The sequence below is a fragment of the Actinopolymorpha sp. B17G11 genome (assembly GCF_040196095.1).
Classification (GTDB): domain Bacteria; phylum Actinomycetota; class Actinomycetes; order Propionibacteriales; family Actinopolymorphaceae; genus Thermasporomyces.
The window spans coordinates 137,228-153,175 of sequence record NZ_JBEFTW010000008.1 but is presented as its reverse complement, the minus strand read 5'-3'; the positions used below and the strand labels follow the sequence as shown (position 1 = coordinate 153,175).

Annotated in this window: 15 protein-coding genes; 10 read left to right on the top strand and 5 right to left on the bottom strand. The window is 67.2% G+C overall.

What is annotated here, in order from left to right:
* Positions 1-449 precede the first annotated feature (449 nt).
* On the bottom strand, positions 450-1,451 hold the full coding sequence (locus tag ABN028_RS11345; protein ID WP_349696587.1) for a GlxA family transcriptional regulator: 1,002 nt from the start codon (positions 1,449-1,451) through the stop codon (positions 450-452).
* Between the two features lie 87 nt (positions 1,452-1,538).
* On the opposite strand from ABN028_RS11345, the gene ABN028_RS11340 reads away from it, so the two are divergent.
* From ABN028_RS11340 to ABN028_RS11325, 4 genes are all read left to right on the top strand, one after another.
* A complete protein-coding gene (locus ABN028_RS11340; RefSeq protein WP_349696586.1) occupies positions 1,539-1,742 on the top strand; it encodes a hypothetical protein in 204 nt (67 codons plus the stop codon).
* A gap of 202 nt (positions 1,743-1,944) precedes the next feature.
* Entirely contained in the window at positions 1,945-3,039 is a 1,095-nt protein-coding gene (locus ABN028_RS11335; RefSeq protein WP_349696585.1) for a polysaccharide biosynthesis protein, read from the top strand.
* Positions 3,027-4,229 (top strand): glycosyltransferase family 2 protein, encoded by a 1,203-nt coding sequence (locus ABN028_RS11330; protein ID WP_349696584.1) that lies wholly within the window; start codon positions 3,027-3,029, stop codon positions 4,227-4,229. Before ABN028_RS11335 ends, ABN028_RS11330 begins: the two co-directional genes overlap by 13 nt.
* 95 nt (positions 4,230-4,324) lie before the next feature.
* Complete coding sequence (locus ABN028_RS11325) at positions 4,325-5,137, top strand: thermonuclease family protein (protein ID WP_349696583.1); 813 nt, start codon at positions 4,325-4,327, stop codon at positions 5,135-5,137.
* 20 nt (positions 5,138-5,157) lie between these two features.
* Here ABN028_RS11325 and ABN028_RS11320 read toward each other — a convergent pair whose 3' ends face one another.
* Entirely contained in the window at positions 5,158-5,913 is a 756-nt protein-coding gene (locus tag ABN028_RS11320) for a phytanoyl-CoA dioxygenase family protein (RefSeq protein WP_349329374.1), read from the bottom strand.
* 438 nt (positions 5,914-6,351) lie between these two features.
* Between ABN028_RS11320 and ABN028_RS11315 the strand changes: the two genes are divergently transcribed.
* Positions 6,352-7,467: a WD40/YVTN/BNR-like repeat-containing protein gene (locus ABN028_RS11315; RefSeq protein WP_349696582.1), complete on the top strand. Its 1,116-nt coding sequence runs from the start codon at positions 6,352-6,354 to the stop codon at positions 7,465-7,467.
* Positions 7,464-7,763 (top strand): MoaD/ThiS family protein, encoded by a 300-nt coding sequence (locus ABN028_RS11310; RefSeq protein ID WP_349696581.1) that lies wholly within the window; start codon positions 7,464-7,466, stop codon positions 7,761-7,763. Before ABN028_RS11315 ends, ABN028_RS11310 begins: the two co-directional genes overlap by 4 nt.
* 91 nt (positions 7,764-7,854) lie before the next feature.
* On the opposite strand, the gene ABN028_RS11305 is transcribed toward ABN028_RS11310, so the two are convergent.
* Positions 7,855-8,292 (bottom strand): cupin domain-containing protein, encoded by a 438-nt coding sequence (locus ABN028_RS11305; RefSeq protein ID WP_349329378.1) that lies wholly within the window; start codon positions 8,290-8,292, stop codon positions 7,855-7,857.
* A gap of 44 nt (positions 8,293-8,336) precedes the next feature.
* Positions 8,337-9,092 carry an SDR family oxidoreductase gene (locus ABN028_RS11300; RefSeq protein ID WP_349696580.1) on the bottom strand — a complete coding sequence of 252 codons (756 nt, stop codon included), beginning with the start codon at positions 9,090-9,092 and terminating at the stop codon, positions 8,337-8,339.
* Positions 9,093-9,280: 188 nt separating this feature from the next.
* On the opposite strand from ABN028_RS11300, the gene ABN028_RS11295 reads away from it, so the two are divergent.
* The 3 genes from ABN028_RS11295 to ABN028_RS11285 are packed head-to-tail and all read left to right on the top strand — an operon-like array spanning position 9,281 to position 12,603.
* Positions 9,281-10,636, top strand: coding sequence for an ROK family transcriptional regulator (locus ABN028_RS11295; protein WP_349696579.1), 1,356 nt, complete (start codon positions 9,281-9,283; stop codon positions 10,634-10,636).
* The gene (locus ABN028_RS11290; RefSeq protein ID WP_349696578.1) at positions 10,633-11,517 is read left to right on the top strand and encodes a sugar phosphate isomerase/epimerase family protein; all 885 of its coding nucleotides are present in this window, start codon (positions 10,633-10,635) and stop codon (positions 11,515-11,517) included. Before ABN028_RS11295 ends, ABN028_RS11290 begins: the two co-directional genes overlap by 4 nt.
* Positions 11,518-11,544: 27 nt before the next feature.
* Positions 11,545-12,603, top strand: a complete 1,059-nt coding sequence (locus ABN028_RS11285; protein WP_349696577.1) for a Gfo/Idh/MocA family protein — start codon at positions 11,545-11,547, stop codon at positions 12,601-12,603.
* Between the two features lie 7 nt (positions 12,604-12,610).
* On the opposite strand, the gene ABN028_RS11280 is transcribed toward ABN028_RS11285, so the two are convergent.
* The gene (locus ABN028_RS11280) at positions 12,611-13,384 is read right to left on the bottom strand and encodes a glycerophosphodiester phosphodiesterase (protein WP_349696576.1); all 774 of its coding nucleotides are present in this window, start codon (positions 13,382-13,384) and stop codon (positions 12,611-12,613) included.
* Positions 13,385-13,719: 335 nt separating this feature from the next.
* On the opposite strand from ABN028_RS11280, the gene ABN028_RS11275 reads away from it, so the two are divergent.
* On the top strand, positions 13,720-15,945 hold the full coding sequence (locus ABN028_RS11275) for a HelD family protein (RefSeq protein ID WP_349696575.1): 2,226 nt from the start codon (positions 13,720-13,722) through the stop codon (positions 15,943-15,945).
* The last annotated feature ends 3 nt before the right edge of the window (positions 15,946-15,948 follow it).

The following is a 15,948-nucleotide window of genomic DNA, read 5'->3' as shown; positions in this document are numbered from 1 at the left end:
AAACTTCATGGAGGTGGGAAGCAGCACGGTCGGACTGATCGAGCTGACCCGGGCGAACAGATCGAGCGCAGGAAGTGACAGTTGTGCGGCAACTACAGAGCGTAACCGCCGGCGTCCGACATGAATGCGCCCCGCTCCACATGGGGAGAAGGAGAAGTTGAAGTACTTCACCACGTCGTTGTTTTCGAGCCTGAACGCCACCCTGAACTTGTTGTTCGCGGTCGAGTCGCACATTCCGACACTGCCGTGCAGGTAAGACTCAGTGCCCGCGCCGTACCAGCGGTCGGTCCCCACCTGGGTCCCCTTGACTACTCGGGATCTGGACGAGCGTCCTCTTGAAGTCGAACTCCTTCCCGTTGTTGCACCGGTAATACGCGGCGTCCCCCTTCGCGGCGGGCACCGGGCAGCAGGCCGCGCTGTTCGCAGTAGCGCAACGCTGAGGCGCGGCTTCAGGGGATGTCGTCGGATTCTGCGCGGTCCATAGCCTCGGGCGGGGCGGTGCGGGCTCGGCCGAACGTACGGCGATAGTCGTTGGGTGCGACCCCGATGGTGCGGTGAAAGTGATGGCGCAGCAGGGCCGCCGAGCCGAATCCGCACTGCGTGGCGACCTCCTCGATGGTGAGTTCGGACTCTTCGAGGAGATGCCGGGCGTGGAGCACTCGCTGGGTGGACAGCCAGCGGTTCGGTGTTGTCCCGGTCTCGGCGAGGAACCTGCGGGCGAAGGTGCGTTCGGACATCTTGGCCCGGCGGGCCAGCGTGGCGACGGTGTGCTCGGCGGCGATGTTCTCGCGCATGAAGGTGAGAAGTGGCCCGAGGCTGTCCGCTGCACACTGTGGGATGGGTAGCTCGATGTACTGGCGTTGTCCTCCGTCGCGTTGGGGTGGCACCACCATCCGGCGGGCGATGGTGGTGGCGGGACCTGACCCGAGTTCGCGGCGGACCAGGTGCAGGCAGGCGTCGATCCCTGCTGCGGTCCCTGCGCTGGTGATGATGTTGCCGTCCTCGACGAACAGGACGTCCGGGTCGAGTCGGGCGTTGGGGAAGCGGGCGGCGAACGCGTCGGCGTAGTACCAGTGGGTCGCACACCGCCGGCCATCGAGCAGCCCGCTGGCGCCGAGTACGAACGCACCGCTGCAGACCGACAGCAGGATGGATCCGGCATCAGCGGCGGAGCGTAGGGCGTCGAGGACTGCCGAGGGGTACTCGTCGCGGACCTTGGCCGCCGGAACGGCAACGACATCGGCACCGCTGAGGGCGTCCAGCCCCGCCTCGGGGATGACCTGGACACCGATGCTGCTCCGCAACGGCTCACCCGGCCGCTCTCCACATACCCGAAACTCCATCGGCGGCACGCCCTCGTCGGTCCGGTCGATTCCGAAGACCTCGCACACGACACCGAACTCGAACGGTGCGAATTCCTCGATCAGCACGACGGCAACGGTGTTGAGCATGCCCGCGAGACTAGCTGGCAGGATATTGCGGCACAACGTCAGAGCTGCCACTGGTGGCGGGATTTAGCTGGGCGCAAGCTTCATGCCATGGATGTACTCCTCGCCATCGCCGCCATCGGATTGATCGTCGTCTGGCTTGCCCGCCGCGGCGCGGCCCAGACGGGTCCGCGCTCTCGCCTTGCCGGCAGCACCGACATCGTCGACCGAGACGCCGCTCGCGTGGTCGCCGACCTCCGCGCCCGTCAACAGGAGCGAGGCAACGCCCGCAGCTCCGCCGGCCCGCCTTTGTAGCGCACACGCAATGCGCAACCCGCCCGCGGAGTGTCCAGTGGTGCATGTCACACGACTGTTCACGTTGCCTTGCCGTTGCGAGTACGCAATACTTGTGCCGCGCACGCACTAACCAGGACGATCGCCCGCGACGAGGACGTCGGATCATTCGCGCCTCCTGGCTCACGTTCGCACCACCCACGTGCTCCAGAGAGGACGATCAATGATCACGTCTGCCCAGGCTGCCAGGTTGCTGGATCGTGACATCCAGCCGGTCTACGGCCCGGAGGCGAGGGAGCTGCTCCAGGATCAGACCGTTCTGGTGACCGGTGCCGGTGGCTCCATTGGGAGCGAGATCGCTCGGCAGGCCCTGCAGCTCGGGGCCGGATGCGTCTACTTCCTCGATCAGGACGAGTACGCGTTGCACAGCCTCCAGCTCGACCTGTACGGCGTCGGGTTGCTCGATGACGAGAGGTTCGTCCTGTGTGACATCCGTGACCGGCACAGCGTCGACCGGATCTTCGCCGAGGCGAAGCCGTCGATCGTGTACCACGCCGCCGCGCACAAGCACCTGCCCCTGCTAGAGAGGTCGCCGGCCGCCGCGGTCCAGACCAACGTGCTCGGAACTCGGACGATCGCCCGCGCCTGCATCGAGAACGGCGTACAGCGGTTCATCAACATCTCCACTGACAAGGCGGCTGATCCGAGCTCGGTGCTCGGGATGACGAAGCGGCTCGCCGAGCTCGTCACCTCGTCCGTGGCTGGCCTGGGAACGCGGGTCGCGTCGGTTCGGTTCGGCAACGTGCTCGGAAGTCGAGGCTCGCTCTTTCCCACGCTGGCGTGGCAGATCGCCTCGGGCCGGACGGTGAAGGTGACCCACCCCGACGTGTCGCGGTACTTCATGACGATTCCCGAGGCAGCCGGCCTGGTGATGGAGGCGTCGGTCCTCGCCAGTAGGGGCGAGACCTACGTACTGGACATGGGGCCGAGCATCAAGGTTCTCGATCTCATCGAGCGGTACGTGGCGCTGGTCGGCGCCCATGACCTCTCCATCGAGTTCACCGGGCTTCGGCCGGGCGAGAAGCTCCACGAGGACCTGTTCGACCCGTCCGAAGTTCGTACGGACACCGCTCATCCGCGGATCTGGCAGGTCAACGCCGACCAGGCCGGATCGGTGTCCCCGCAGGCAATCCATGACCTCTGCACGGACGCGCTCGCCGGCGTCTCGCCGGGGCGGCTCAGGATCCTCCTGGCCGATCTGGTGACCCCGGTGTCGAACGTGCTCGCACCTCAGGAGTTGACCCGATGGGCTGGCTGATCATCCTGGCGGCGGTGGTCCTTCTGCCGCTGCTGGCGGTCGCGGTCGACGCGATCGCTGGACTCAGATCTCGCAACAAGGAGTACGAATTCGGCGACGTGCGGAGCTCGGACTTCGAGGTCCTGGTCCCGATCTACGGCAGCGTCACCTATCTCGAGAACATCGACTACCTGTCCCAGTACGGCGGAAAGGTGCTGCTCTGCACGACCGCCGGTGAGACACAGCAGTTCTACGACGAGCTCTACCGCATCTGCTTCCAGAACAACTTCCGGCTGTTCGTCGCGACCTTCGGCCGCACGGACAACGTCCACAAGCGTTCGACTTCTGGCACCATCAGGGACCGGCTGATCCGGGACGCGCTCCCGCTCGTTCAGGCGTCCTACGTCGTTCCGGTCGACGCCGACACCACCACGACAGCGCCGCTGGACGCACTCGTCGGTGAGCTGGAACGGAAGGGATACGACCTCGCCTCCGTTCGGCTGGTGCCGCAGAACACCGACACCTTGCTCGCGCGGCTGCAGGGATACGAGTACCGGTTGGCGATGCAGTTCCGGTTCCTGGCCACCTGGTTGGTCTCCGGTGCCTGCCACGTTGCGCGCACAGCCGTACTCACCGATGTCATGAACCGCCACTCCCTGTTCTTCCAGGGCAACGACGTCGAGATCGGCTTGATCGCACGACTGCGCGGCTACCGTGTCGGCCACATCCCCTTCGAGGTGCCGACCGTCGTGCCGGCCTCGTTCAAGGCCTGGGTCCGGCAAAGGTTGGCGTGGGCCGGTGGGGAGTTCAGGCTGTTCGTGGTCAACTTCCGCTACGTCGTACGCCACCCCTTCCTCTGGATCTATGGCGGGCTGGTCACCATCGCGCTGTTCCCGATGCGGTGGCTCGCGTTCGCCGGCCCTGGCGAGAAAGTGCTCTACTGCACCGGCCTGGTCGCGACGCTGGCCTTGTATGTCGCGCTCGTCCTGCGCCTTCACTGGCGGAACCGCAGTTGGAGCCTGATGGTGATGCCGCTCTACATGCTGGCCACCAGCATGATCATGACGCCGCTCGGCATCGCTTGGTACTGCTGGATGGCATGGAAGGACCGGAACGCCGGAGTCATCCATCCAGACCGGGTGCGGCCTCAGTCCGAGATTCCGTCTCCACGGCCTGAACCCGCGCATGCGTGGGTACGGCACTACATCTAGGGCGACGCCGGCCCAACCCCGTACCGGCGGAGGCACCTTTCGTACTCCCCGCCGTAAAGCGCGGGTCTCGCTCTGATCTCATCAGGAGTTGTCACATGCGACGGATCGTCCTCATGCTTTGCGCTCTCGCGCTTGCCGGCTGCGGGCTTGACCCCACCGGGTCGAGTCCACCGGTCGAGCCGCACACCGCGTCGTCCGCCGCATCGCAGAAGCCGACCGCCAGTGCCGAACCGACCATGACCCCGACGCAGGGCCCGACATCACGTGCGGCAGCAGGAGCCGGGCAGGGGGAGCGGTCCGGCTGGTCGCAGGTCGTCGACATCGTTGACGGAGACACGATCAAGGTCAGCGCAGGTGGGGCGATCGAGACCGTCCGGCTGATCGGCCTCGACACGCCCGAGACAAGGCATCCCGACAAGCCGGTCCAATGCTTCGGACCGGAGGCCACCTCCCACGCGCGTGATCTTCTCGAGGGCGAACAGGTCCGGCTCGAGACAGATGCCACCCAAGGGCGGCTGGACAGGTACGGACGCACACTTGCATACCTGTGGCTGCGCGACGGGCGAATGATCAACGAAATCATGATCTTCGACGGATACGGTCGCGAATACACCTACGACAAGCCATACCGCTACCAGTCAAGACTTCAGGCCGCCGAACGTGCCGCACGAAAGTCGATGACAGGACTGTGGAAGGCGTGCCAGGCCAGCCCCAAGCCGCCTGCTCCGGAACCGCCTGCTCCGGAACCGGCAGCTCCGAAGCCAGTGCCCGCACAGTCGGTCGACAAGCGCTACGACACCTGTGCCGAAGCGAACGACGCGGGCCTCGGGCCCTACGTGCGAGGTCACGACCCCGAGTACGACTGGTACCGCGACGCCGACAGCGACGGCATCGTCTGCGAGACCTGACCAGGCGAGGCTCTTGGCGGTCAGAATCCGCGCCGGTTGCCGTTCGAACTGCGGACATACGGCGGTTCCAGGATCTCGCGCTGGCGTGGTGTGCAGTTCTTCACCATGTCGTCTGGCCAGCCGTCCTCGAAGGCGCCCCACGTCGAGTTGCCGGGGGAGAACTTGTACAGCAGGGAGATCCTCGGATGTGACCCGGTCCACGGGGCGGAGCCGTGACACATGGCCTCGGTGAAGATGAGGGCGTCGCCGGCCCGCATGGGCACGGTCACCGTGTGCGAGCTGTCTGTCCAGTCGACGATCTGGCTCGGCGAGGGGAACGCGGACTTGTGACTGCCCGGCACACAGGCGAAGCCGCCGTCGCCGGGTCCGCAGTCGGTGAGCGCGAATGTCACGACGGTGAGGCCGCAGGAGATCCTGCCGTTCTGCACGTGGTAGTAGCCGTGTGGGGTGAACGGCTCTCCGCCGTGATGTAACCGCTGCGCTTCGCCACCGGTCGACTTGAAGATCGGATACACGTGGTCCAGGCGAAAGTGTGGGCCGAGCCATTCGGACAGGTACGGCTCGATGCGTGGGTGGTCGATCAGGTCCCAGAAGTCGCGTCCGAGCGAGAGGATGTCGCCCTGGTGCGAGGTCTGTCCTGGCGCCGAGGTGTCCCACCATCCGGTCTGCTCCAGTAGCCGTCGCAGCTCGGCCACAGTGGCCGGGTCCAGGACCTGGGGCAGCACGAGGTAGCCCTGGCAGTCGAACAGATAACGGTCCATCTCCGAGACACTCATCGGCAAAACCCAGCTCCTTCGGCGAGGTCCGACGGCAACGCCGTCCACTCTCCGCGACGCTCACGCACGGGGTCAAGCGATCGGGGCAGGCACACCGGGTGCGCGGCCCATGCCCGTGGCCAGACTGGCCGATCCTGGCAATGTCGACGTGGCGTCGTCGAGCCGGTGCGGTATCACCGGGACGGCATCGCGACCGGAGCTCGACCGACGCTCGGTCGGAGTTCGCCATCAAGCACGTCGGATCCCCTGCTGTTGATCGACAGCCATGGCCACGGGTTCAGGTCAGGCCAGGTGGCGAGGTGGACGAGACGACGGCGCTCGGGCGAGGCTTTTCTTCGCAAGAGCGATGAGAATTGCCGCCGAGCCAGGTCATATACGTCAGACTGGCGGACACTCGCGGCCCGCGTCGATGTCTGGCGGGCGAGAAAGGGGAGACGAATGGCCGGCGTACGGCTCCTGGTTGGCACACGTAAGGGTGCATTTGTCCTGACCTCGGACGGCAAGCGGCAGGACTGGCAGGTCGCCGGGCCGCACTTCGGCGGGTGGGAGGTCTATCACGTCAAGGGCTCACCCGCAGACCCCGACCGGTTGTACGCCGCACAGAGCGGCGGGTGGTTCGGTCAGGTGATCCAGCGTTCCGACGACGGAGGCGCCACGTGGACGCCGGTCGGAAACGACTTCACCTACGACGGCGTGCCCGGCACCCACCAGTGGTACGACGGCACTCCTCACCCGTGGGAGTTCGCGCGCGTCTGGCACTTCGAACCCTCGCTGTCAGATCCCGACTCCGTCTACGCCGGTGTCGAGGACGCCGCTCTGTTCCGTACGACCGACGGCGGCCAGACCTGGCACGAGCTCCCCGGTCTACGCGAACACGGCTCGGGGCCCTCCTGGCAGCCGGGAGCCGGCGGGATGTGCCTGCACACGATCCTTCTCCATCCGAGCGATCCCGAACGCATCTTCGTCGCGATCTCCGCGGCCGGTGCGTTCCGCACCGATGACGCCGGCAAGACATGGCTGCCGATCAACCGCGGCCTGAAGTCCGAAGGAATCCCCGACCCCGAAGCCGAGGTCGGTCACTGCGTCCACCGACTCGCGATGCATCCCTCCCGCCCCGACGTGCTCTTCATGCAGAAGCACTGGGATGTCATGCGCAGCGACGACGCCGGTGCCACCTGGCACGAAATCAGCGGCAACCTGCCGACCGACTTCGGGTTCCCGATCGGCGTGCACGCACACGAACCCGACACGATCTACGTCGTCCCGATCAAGAGCGACTCCGAGCACTACCCGCCCGAGGGGAAGCTTCGTGTCTACCGCAGCCGTTCCGGCGGGGACGACTGGGAACCACTGACGCAGGGCCTGCCCCAGAGCAACTGCTATGTCAACGTTCTTCGGGACGCGATGGCCATCGACACGCTCGACTCCTGCGGTGTGTACTTCGGGACCACAGGCGGACAGGTCTACGGCTCGGCCGACGCCGGAGACAGCTGGATGCCCATTGTCCGGGACCTGCCGGCCGTCTTGTCGGTCGAGGTCCAGACACTGCCATGATCCGCGTCGTACTCCCTGCCCACCTTCGCACTCTCGCGAAGGTGGGACACGAGGTCGAGCTGCCGCTCGACGGTCAGGCCACCACCCAGCGCATGGTTCTCGACGCGCTCGAGGCACGCTATCCGACGTTGCGTGGGACGATCCGGGACCCGGCGACCGGCAAACGCCGTGCGTTCGTACGCTTCTTCGCCTGCAGGCAGGACCTCTCGCACGAGCATCCCGATACCCCTCTGCCCGACGCAGTGATCCAGGGAGCCGAGCCATTCCTGGTCATCGGCGCCATGGCGGGCGGGTAGCCGGCAGTTCGGCATGTCGGCGGGCCGACTCGGCGATGCCCTCAGGCGACATCCCGTAGGGTCGCGGTCTTCGCCGACCACGAAGTGTCCATCAGGACGGGCGAGGGGCGCGCCGGTCCTTTCGCTGGGCGAGCTCTTCATCGTCGACCAGGGTGAGCATCGGCTTGCCGGGTTCGCACAGCATCGTGACGGTGAAACGGAGCGGGATGTCGTCGCGGTTGTTGCCGTCCTGGTAGTGGATGACGTCGCCTCCCGGCTCCCAGAACGCCTCACCGGCGGGTACGACGCGCTCCGGATGCCCTTCGACCTCCAGGAGCATCTCGCCTTCCAGCACGTAGCCGAACGCGGGGCCAGAGTGCCGGTGCGGCGGCGTACCAGGGTCGCCGGGCGGGAACTCTACGACCACCGTCATCGCATGTGCTCCCGTCGGGATGAAGGGCGGCTGGGCCTCCTGCACGGTGGTGAATGCCGTCTGCCATGCGGTTGATCTGGGCTTCGACTCGGCCGTAGCAGGATCGGTGCGTGGCATGGGAGTACCTCCTTGATCGGATGGGTGTGGGTGGAGTGGGCGCGCTATCTGCCGGCCGCGGTCCGGCCCGGCCAGTCGGCATACTTGGTCTCTCCGAGCACAGCGTCGTCGCCCGGCACCAGGGTGTGTTCGCCCGCCTTGGCACCGAAGTAGCGCGCGTCCGGGTCCGTGACCACCTGACGCGGATCACCCCAACCGGCCAGGGCGTCCCGGAAGAAATCGTCCATCCGGCTCTGCTCGGGCCCGGCAATCTCGACCCTGCCGTTCAACGGCGTTCCCAGCGCGACCATGGCCACCGCCTGGGCTACATCGTCGCCTGCGATGGGCTGGAAGAGTACGGGCGGCATTCGGACGGTCCCGTCCTCCGTGGCGGTGTCGGCCATGCGGCGAACGAACTCGAAGAACTGCGTCGCGCGCACAATCGAGTACGGGATCGACGAGTCCGCGATCAGCGTCTCCTGAGCGAGCTTCGCCCGGAAGTAGCCGCTGTCGGGTAGCTGCCCGGTCCCCACCACGGACAGCGCGACATGGTGGCCTACGTCGGTCGCTGCCTCCGCCGCGAGCAGGTTGCGGGTGGAGGTCTCGAAGAACTCCAGAACCGCGGTGGCTTCGAAGGACGGGGAGTTCGCCACGTCGATCGCCACGGCCGCGCCGGCCAGGGCTTCCGCCAGCCCTTCGCCGGTCAGGGTGTCGACGCCGGTGCTCGGCGCTGCCGCAACCACCTCGTGGCCGGACGCGCCAAGCTTGGTGACAAGCTTCGACCCGATGAGTCCAGTGCCGCCGATAACGACGATCTTCATCACACGCCTCCCCTTTCGAAAGGGGGGCACGGTGCAACGGAATGACACTGCCCACGTTACCGGGGGCTCTGTGCCGGCCGGATCGCCCGGAATCTGCGTAGACGGGTTGACCCGACCCGGATGAGATGTCCTACTATCTAAATTAGATAACAGGGTTTCATAATTGGTATGGAGTTCTCCTGACCACAGTGGATCCGGCCGGCGCGGCCGTGCGACAGGCCAACGCGGCGGCCTGTCTGGCAGTGCTGCGGGACCACGACGGCCCGCTCACCATTGCCGATCTCGCGGTCGCGACCGGGCTCGCGCGGCCGACCGTCGAAGCGGTGATCGGTGACCTGCTCGAGACGGGTCCGGTTCGGCCGGCTCGTCCGCGGCGCAGTCCGGGAGCCGGCCGTCCTGCGCGGGCGTACACCTTCACCGCCGGAGCCGGGCGGGTCGCCGGGATCGACATCGGTAGCGGCAGTGTCCGGGTCCGGATCGCCGATCTGGCCGGCGAGATCGTCGGCCGGGCGGAGGCGATCGTGCCTGCCGGAGTCGACGGCTCCGGTCGGCTCCGGGTCGTTAGCGGCACCGTCCGTCAGGCGATCCGCGCCTCGGGGGCAGACTCGGCCGACCTGCGCGCCGCTGGGCTCGGCGTACCAGGCATCCTTGATCACGACGGCCGGATCACCCAGAGCCTGGCGGTGCCCGACTGGGTCGGTGTCGACCCGGCCGACCGACTCTCGGCGTCCTGGGGCTGCCCGGTGCTGGTCGAGAACGACATCAAGCTGGCCGCCCTGGCCGAGCAGCGGCTCCGGGCCGAGCCGGGCGGCGCCGCCAGACCTGCATCCGGCGCCGCTACGGACAACGACCTGGTCTTCCTCCAGATCGGCCACCGGATTTCGGCGGCGTTGGTCATGAACGGCGCGATCCTGCAGGGCCGGCACCGGTTGGCCGGCGAGCTGGGCAGCCTCCGCGGCATGCGTTGGACCGAGTCCTCTCTTCGCGGCCGGCTGCGCTGGCGCACCGCACGTACCGGGCAGCAGGTGTTTGCCCGGGCCCGGGAGGGTGATCGGCGGGCCACGGCGGAGATCACCGACTTCTGTGCCGAGATCGCACCGAAGATCGCCATCATCGCGTTGACCGTCGACCCGGCGTTGATCGTCATCGGCGGCGGGCTGTCCCGGGCCGGCGACGACCTGATCGTCCCGTTGACCGAGGCCGTTCACCACATGTTGATGACCGACGGAAAGCCGGTGATCACCACCTCGCTGCTGAAGTCGAACGGCACCCTCTGCGGCGCCCTCGGCTCCACCTTCGAGACTCACTCGACCCAGATTCTCGGCGTTCCCCGCGTGCCGACTCGCTGGCATCGCTGGCCCGGCACCTTCGACGCACCCATCTCCGACGCACCCATCTCCGACGCACCCATCTCCGACGCACCCATCTCCGACGTACTCGTTTCCGGCGCCTCCACATCCGGCGCCTCCACACTCGACGTACCGCCCGTACCCATCCGATCGACGACTGTTTCTCACCGTTCAAAGAAGGGGACGTCCAGATGAAGTTCGGATTCAGCTCCTACAGCTTCCATCAGCGGCTCAGCACGGGGGCGATGACCCTGTTCGATGTGATCGACTGGGTGGCTGACAGCGAAGGCGAGCACCTCGAACTCGCCTCGATCTATTCGGGCGCGGACAGCCCGGTGCCCAATACCGACTCAGATCCCGCCTTCGTCGACAAAGTAGTCGAACACGCGGCCCACCGTGGGGTCACGCTGTCCAACATGGCGATCGGCGCGAGCTTCCTCGGTGACGACGCCGAGAACGCGGCCGAGGTGGAGCGGGTCAAGGCCCACGTCGATCTGGTCGAACGGCTGGGCATCGCGATGATGCGGCACGACGTGGTCCGCCATGGCGGGATCGAGGGTGACGACACGCCGGTGTTCGAGGCCGCACTGCCGAATATCGTCAAGGCCAGCAAGGAAATCGCGCAGTACGCGGCGACCAAGGGCGTCACGACCAGCCTGGAGAACCACGGCTTCTTCGTCCAGAGCAGCGACCGGGTGCGCCGGATCGTGCATGCCGTCGACGAGCCGAACTTCAAGACCACGTTGGACATCGGGAACTTCCTCTGCGTCGACGAGGATCCGAGCGTCGCAGTCCCGGCCAACCTGCCGTACGCCATGATCGTCCACTTCAAGGACTTCTACGTCCGGCCCGCCGACCGCAACCCAGGCGAGGGCTGGTTCCGCAGCAGGGGCGGCAAGTACCTCCGCGGCGCGATCGTCGGCAATGGCGACCTCGATACCTGGAGCGTCGCGAGATCGATCAAGGAGTCCGGCTACGACGGTTACGCCTCGATCGAGTTCGAGGGTCACGAGGACTGCCTGATCGGCTGCAGCCGCGGCATCGCCAACGCCAAGCGCATCTACGACGAAGCCTGATACCAGACACATCACTCGAGGAGACTCATGCAGCAGGTCAAGATCGGCGTTGTGGGCACCGGTGGCATCGCCGGTTGTCATCTCAAGGCCTACCAGGGCAACCCGCGCGCCGAGTTGCTCGCGGTCTGCGACATCAACGCCGACCGAGCCACCGCGGTGGCCAAACAGTGGGGAGCCGATCGTTCCTACAGCGACCCGGCGGACCTGTTCGCCGACCCTGACGTCGACGCGGTGAGCATCTGCACCTGGAACAACACCCATGCTGAGCTGGCCGCCGCCGCGGTCGAGGCCGGCAAGCACGTCCTGGTGGAGAAGCCGATGACCCGCACCTACGCCGAGGCGCAGAAGCTGGAGGACGTGGTGAACGCCCACGACCGGATCCTCCAGGTCGGCTTCGTACGCCGGCACTCCGCGAACTGCCGGGTGCTGAAGTCGTTCATCGACGCCGGCGACCTGGGTGATATCTACTACGCCAAGGCCAGCTGCACACGACGAGCGGGCAATCCGGGTGGCTGGTTCGCGGACAAGGCGATCTCCGGCGGTGGGCCATTGATCGACATCGGCGTGCACGTGATCGACCTGTGCTGGTACCTGATGGGGACGCCACGGGTGACCTCCGTCAGCGCCAACACCTACGAGAAGCTGGGCAACCGCTCCAACATCACCACCCTGCCGCGCTGGCAGGTGGCCGACTACGACCCGACGAAGAACAACGTCGAGGACATGGCCAATGCCCTGATCAGGTTCGACAACGGCGCATCGTTGATCATGGACACGTCGTTCTCGCTGCACGCGCCCGACGACTCGCTCGCGGTCTCGGTCTATGGCGACAAGGGCGGAGCGGACCTCGAGCCGAAGCTGCAGATCGCGTCCGAGAAGCACGAGACGATCCTGAAGGTGACGCCGCAGATCGGGTTCGACTCCTTCGACCTCGACGACGGCTTCTCCCACGAGATCGAGAACTTCGTGGCAGCCTGCCTGGGTGAGGCGGAGAGCATCGCACCGGTCTGGCAGGGTGCGGAAATGATGAAGATCCTGGACGGCGTCTACACCTCCGCCGCCCAGGGCAAGGAAGTCCAGGTCTAGGGCACGGTCAGCGCGAGGAGCTGAACAGATCGGGCTCGTCGGTGTCTGCCATGTGACCACCGCAGTCGAAGAACTCCCGCATCGTCTGCGGGTCGTTGATGAGGCCGCCGTGGACGGTCAGATCACTGTCGCGGAAGCGCTGAATGAGTTCGGCGTCCCACAGCCGCGGCGGGTAGTTCAGACCGTCCATGCCGGTCGCCTGCACGAAGGCGAGCGGATCTGCCAGGGGTTGGGTGACGATGGGCAGCACCACGATCGGCGCAGCCTCGTCGTGCCAGCGCGCCGAGGCCCGATGCCGCCTGGCCGCCAGCACCGAGTCCAGGCTGAAGCTCATCACCACGACCCGATCCGCCGCTGCGTGGCGGCACACCGTCTCGATCACGCGCTCGGCGACCCGATCGGCCCCGCTCGCCTTCAGCTCGATGTTCAGCCGGGCCCGGCCTTGGGTCAGCTCGAGCACCTCGTCGAGGGTCGGCACCCGTTCGCCGGCGAAATCGGCGCCGTACCACGAGCCGGCGTCCAGTGCCTGGACCTCGTCAGCGCTCAGCGACCGGACCGCGCCGGTGCCACTCGTCGTCCGATCGAGGTGCGAGTCGTGAATGACGACCAGCTGATCGTCGCTGGTCAGGTGCACGTCCAGCTCGAGCGCGGCAGCTCCCTTTGACAGGGCGGTCTGGAAGGCATTCACGGTGTTCTCCGGCGCCAACCGGCTCGCACCGCGGTGCGCTGCGACGACGCCTTCGGTGCGGGCAAGGGACGCACTGGATGCCGTGGCTGTCATGGTGACTCCTCGAGGACCGGGGGCGGCAGGCCGAGAGCCTATCGGCCGCTCCGACGCCGGCTTGCTTGTCTCCGCGCCAGGTCCCGCCTGCGCGACGCGCGCGCAGGCACGCGTGCGCAGCCCCGGCACCGGCGTCTCGGCGTACGCAGGAAGAAATGTGGTTTCGCTCCACTGCGGGCACTGGTAGTGTCTCGTGGCTCGTCGTACGACAGTAGTGTCGGAGAGTAGGGACCGAACCGAGCCGGTTGCGCCGCCGTCTTCGAAGGCGGCCCTGGAGCGAGGGCCCGCGCCAACTGCTGGCGAGCTGCCTGACAACCACAGTGGAGGCCTCCGTCATGCCCTCTACCCACCCCAGTCCCGCCGCCCATTCGCCCGGCGAGTCCGCGATCGATGCCGGAGACGATCCAGAACTCACCGCGGAGCGTGGGCACCTCGCAGCCGCTCGCGCCGCACTGGAACGCATGCACGCCGAGGTCGGTGAGACCGAAACGCCGATGATCGTGAATTCCGGCACGGACAGCTACTGGGACAACAAGTTCTATCAATGGACGCGAGAACACCGCGCCGAGGTCTTGCTGGACCAGCCGCGGATCCCGCTGTTCTTCGGGCGGCTGGACTGTGAGCCGGGCGCGGTGTTCGACCGCGTGGAGCGTGGGGCCGGATCCGGGTCTGCGGCCGGTCGCGACGTCGACCGGATCTACATCGGCCGGCGGCACATCCGCGAGCCGGACGGTACGCCGCTGGTGATCGACTGGCGGGCGCCGGTCGCCGTACCTTTCTACCGGGCCGGGCCAGCCGATCCTCAACGCGTCCTGGTGCGCCGCCGCCACGGCTTCTCCCACGAACCCGGGCCGAGCGGATACGTCGAGTTGACGGCGTACGAAGACGAGCGGGTGAGCGGCGCCTCGATTGCTGCCACGGAAGGCTTCTCGCACCTGGTGACGGCGGAGATCGAGCGGCCACGGTCCGGTCCGATGCGCGACATCGTGGCGACGATCCAGGCCGACCAGGACGTCCTGGTCCGGGCGCCGCTGGACACCACGATCTGCGTGCAGGGGGCACCCGGCACCGGCAAGACCGCGGTCGGTCTGCACCGGGTCGCCTATCTGCTGTACGCCGAACGAACCCGGCTGGCCCGGGACGGCGGAGTCGCCATCGTCGGTCCGAACCGCTCGTTCCTGGCCTACATCAGGCATGTCCTGCCGGCGCTCGGAGAGGTCTTCGTCCAACAGCTCACGTTCTCGGATCTGATCCGGCGCTACTTCCCCGACCACGCGATGGCGGCTGAGGAGGAGTCGGCCGCGACGGTCACGGTGAAAGGCGACGCCCGGATGGCAGCAGTCCTGCGGCGCGCGTTGTGGTCCGGTGCCCGGGTCGGCGAGGAGGTGGAGGCGCTGGTCTACAGCAAGGGAGCGAGTCGCTTCCGGGTACCTGACTACGAGGTGCGCGAGATCGTCGCGGGCGTCCTCGAGACCGCCACCCGGTACGCCGCCGGCCGCACCACCCTCGCGCAGCGCCTTGCTCACGTGGTGCTGGTGCGCATGGAGCAGCGCGGTGGGACGCCCGACGATAGGACCCAGAACGCGGTGGCCAGGTCGGCTCCCGTCAAACGGATCCTCAGTCAGGTGTGGCCGCAGCGTACGCCGGAACAGGTGCTGCACCGGCTCCTGTCCGACGCCGGGTTCCTCGCCGACATGGCCGGCGACGAGCTCACGGCCGAGGAACGAAAAGCCCTGCTCTGGCCGAAGCCCTACCGGTCGGTGAAGTCCGCGCGCTGGTCCGAAGCAGACCTCGTACTCCTGGACGAGCTCGGGGAGCTGCTCGAGAGTGGTCCCCGCCGCGGCCACCTGGTGGTCGACGAGGCGCAGGACCTCTCCTCGATGCAGCTCCGCGCACTGGGCCGGCGCTGTCGTACGGCGACCGTGCTGGGCGACCTCGCCCAGGCCACGACGCCGTACGCCTCGACCTCCTGGCGGAGCGTGCTGGACCACCTGGGGGCGGGCGAGTCCGCCGAGCTGGTGGAGTTGACCCGCGGCTTTCGGGTCCCGGCCGCGATCATCTCCTACGCCGCCAACCTGCTGCCCGCACTGCAGCCAGACCTGGCCGAGCCGGTAAGCCTCCGGCGTGCGACGGGCGCACTGGAGGTCACCGCGGTCGACGGGCACGAGGTGAGCGTCGAGGACATTGTCCAAGCCTGCTTGCGGATCGACGAACAGGGTGGGCGCGCGGGCTCGATCGGCATCATCGCCGCCGATGCGGAGATCGAGCAGGTCTTCGACCAGCTCGCTGTCGGTTCCGCCCGATCTCGCTTGGACAGCGTCGGGTTGGCCCCCGGCATGCTCGGCCGCACCGAGAACGCGTTGGAACACTTCCGGCTGGTGTGCGTGCCGGCCTCACTGGCGAAGGGCCTGGAGTTCGACGGCGTCGTCGCGGTCGAACCCGCCCGCATCGTCGACGCCGAACCACGTGGGTTGAACCGGCTGTACGTCGTGCTCACCCGCGCGGTGTCCGCCCTCGTCGTGCTGCACGCCCGGCCGTTGCCGGCCGAACTCGTCGGGTAGGCG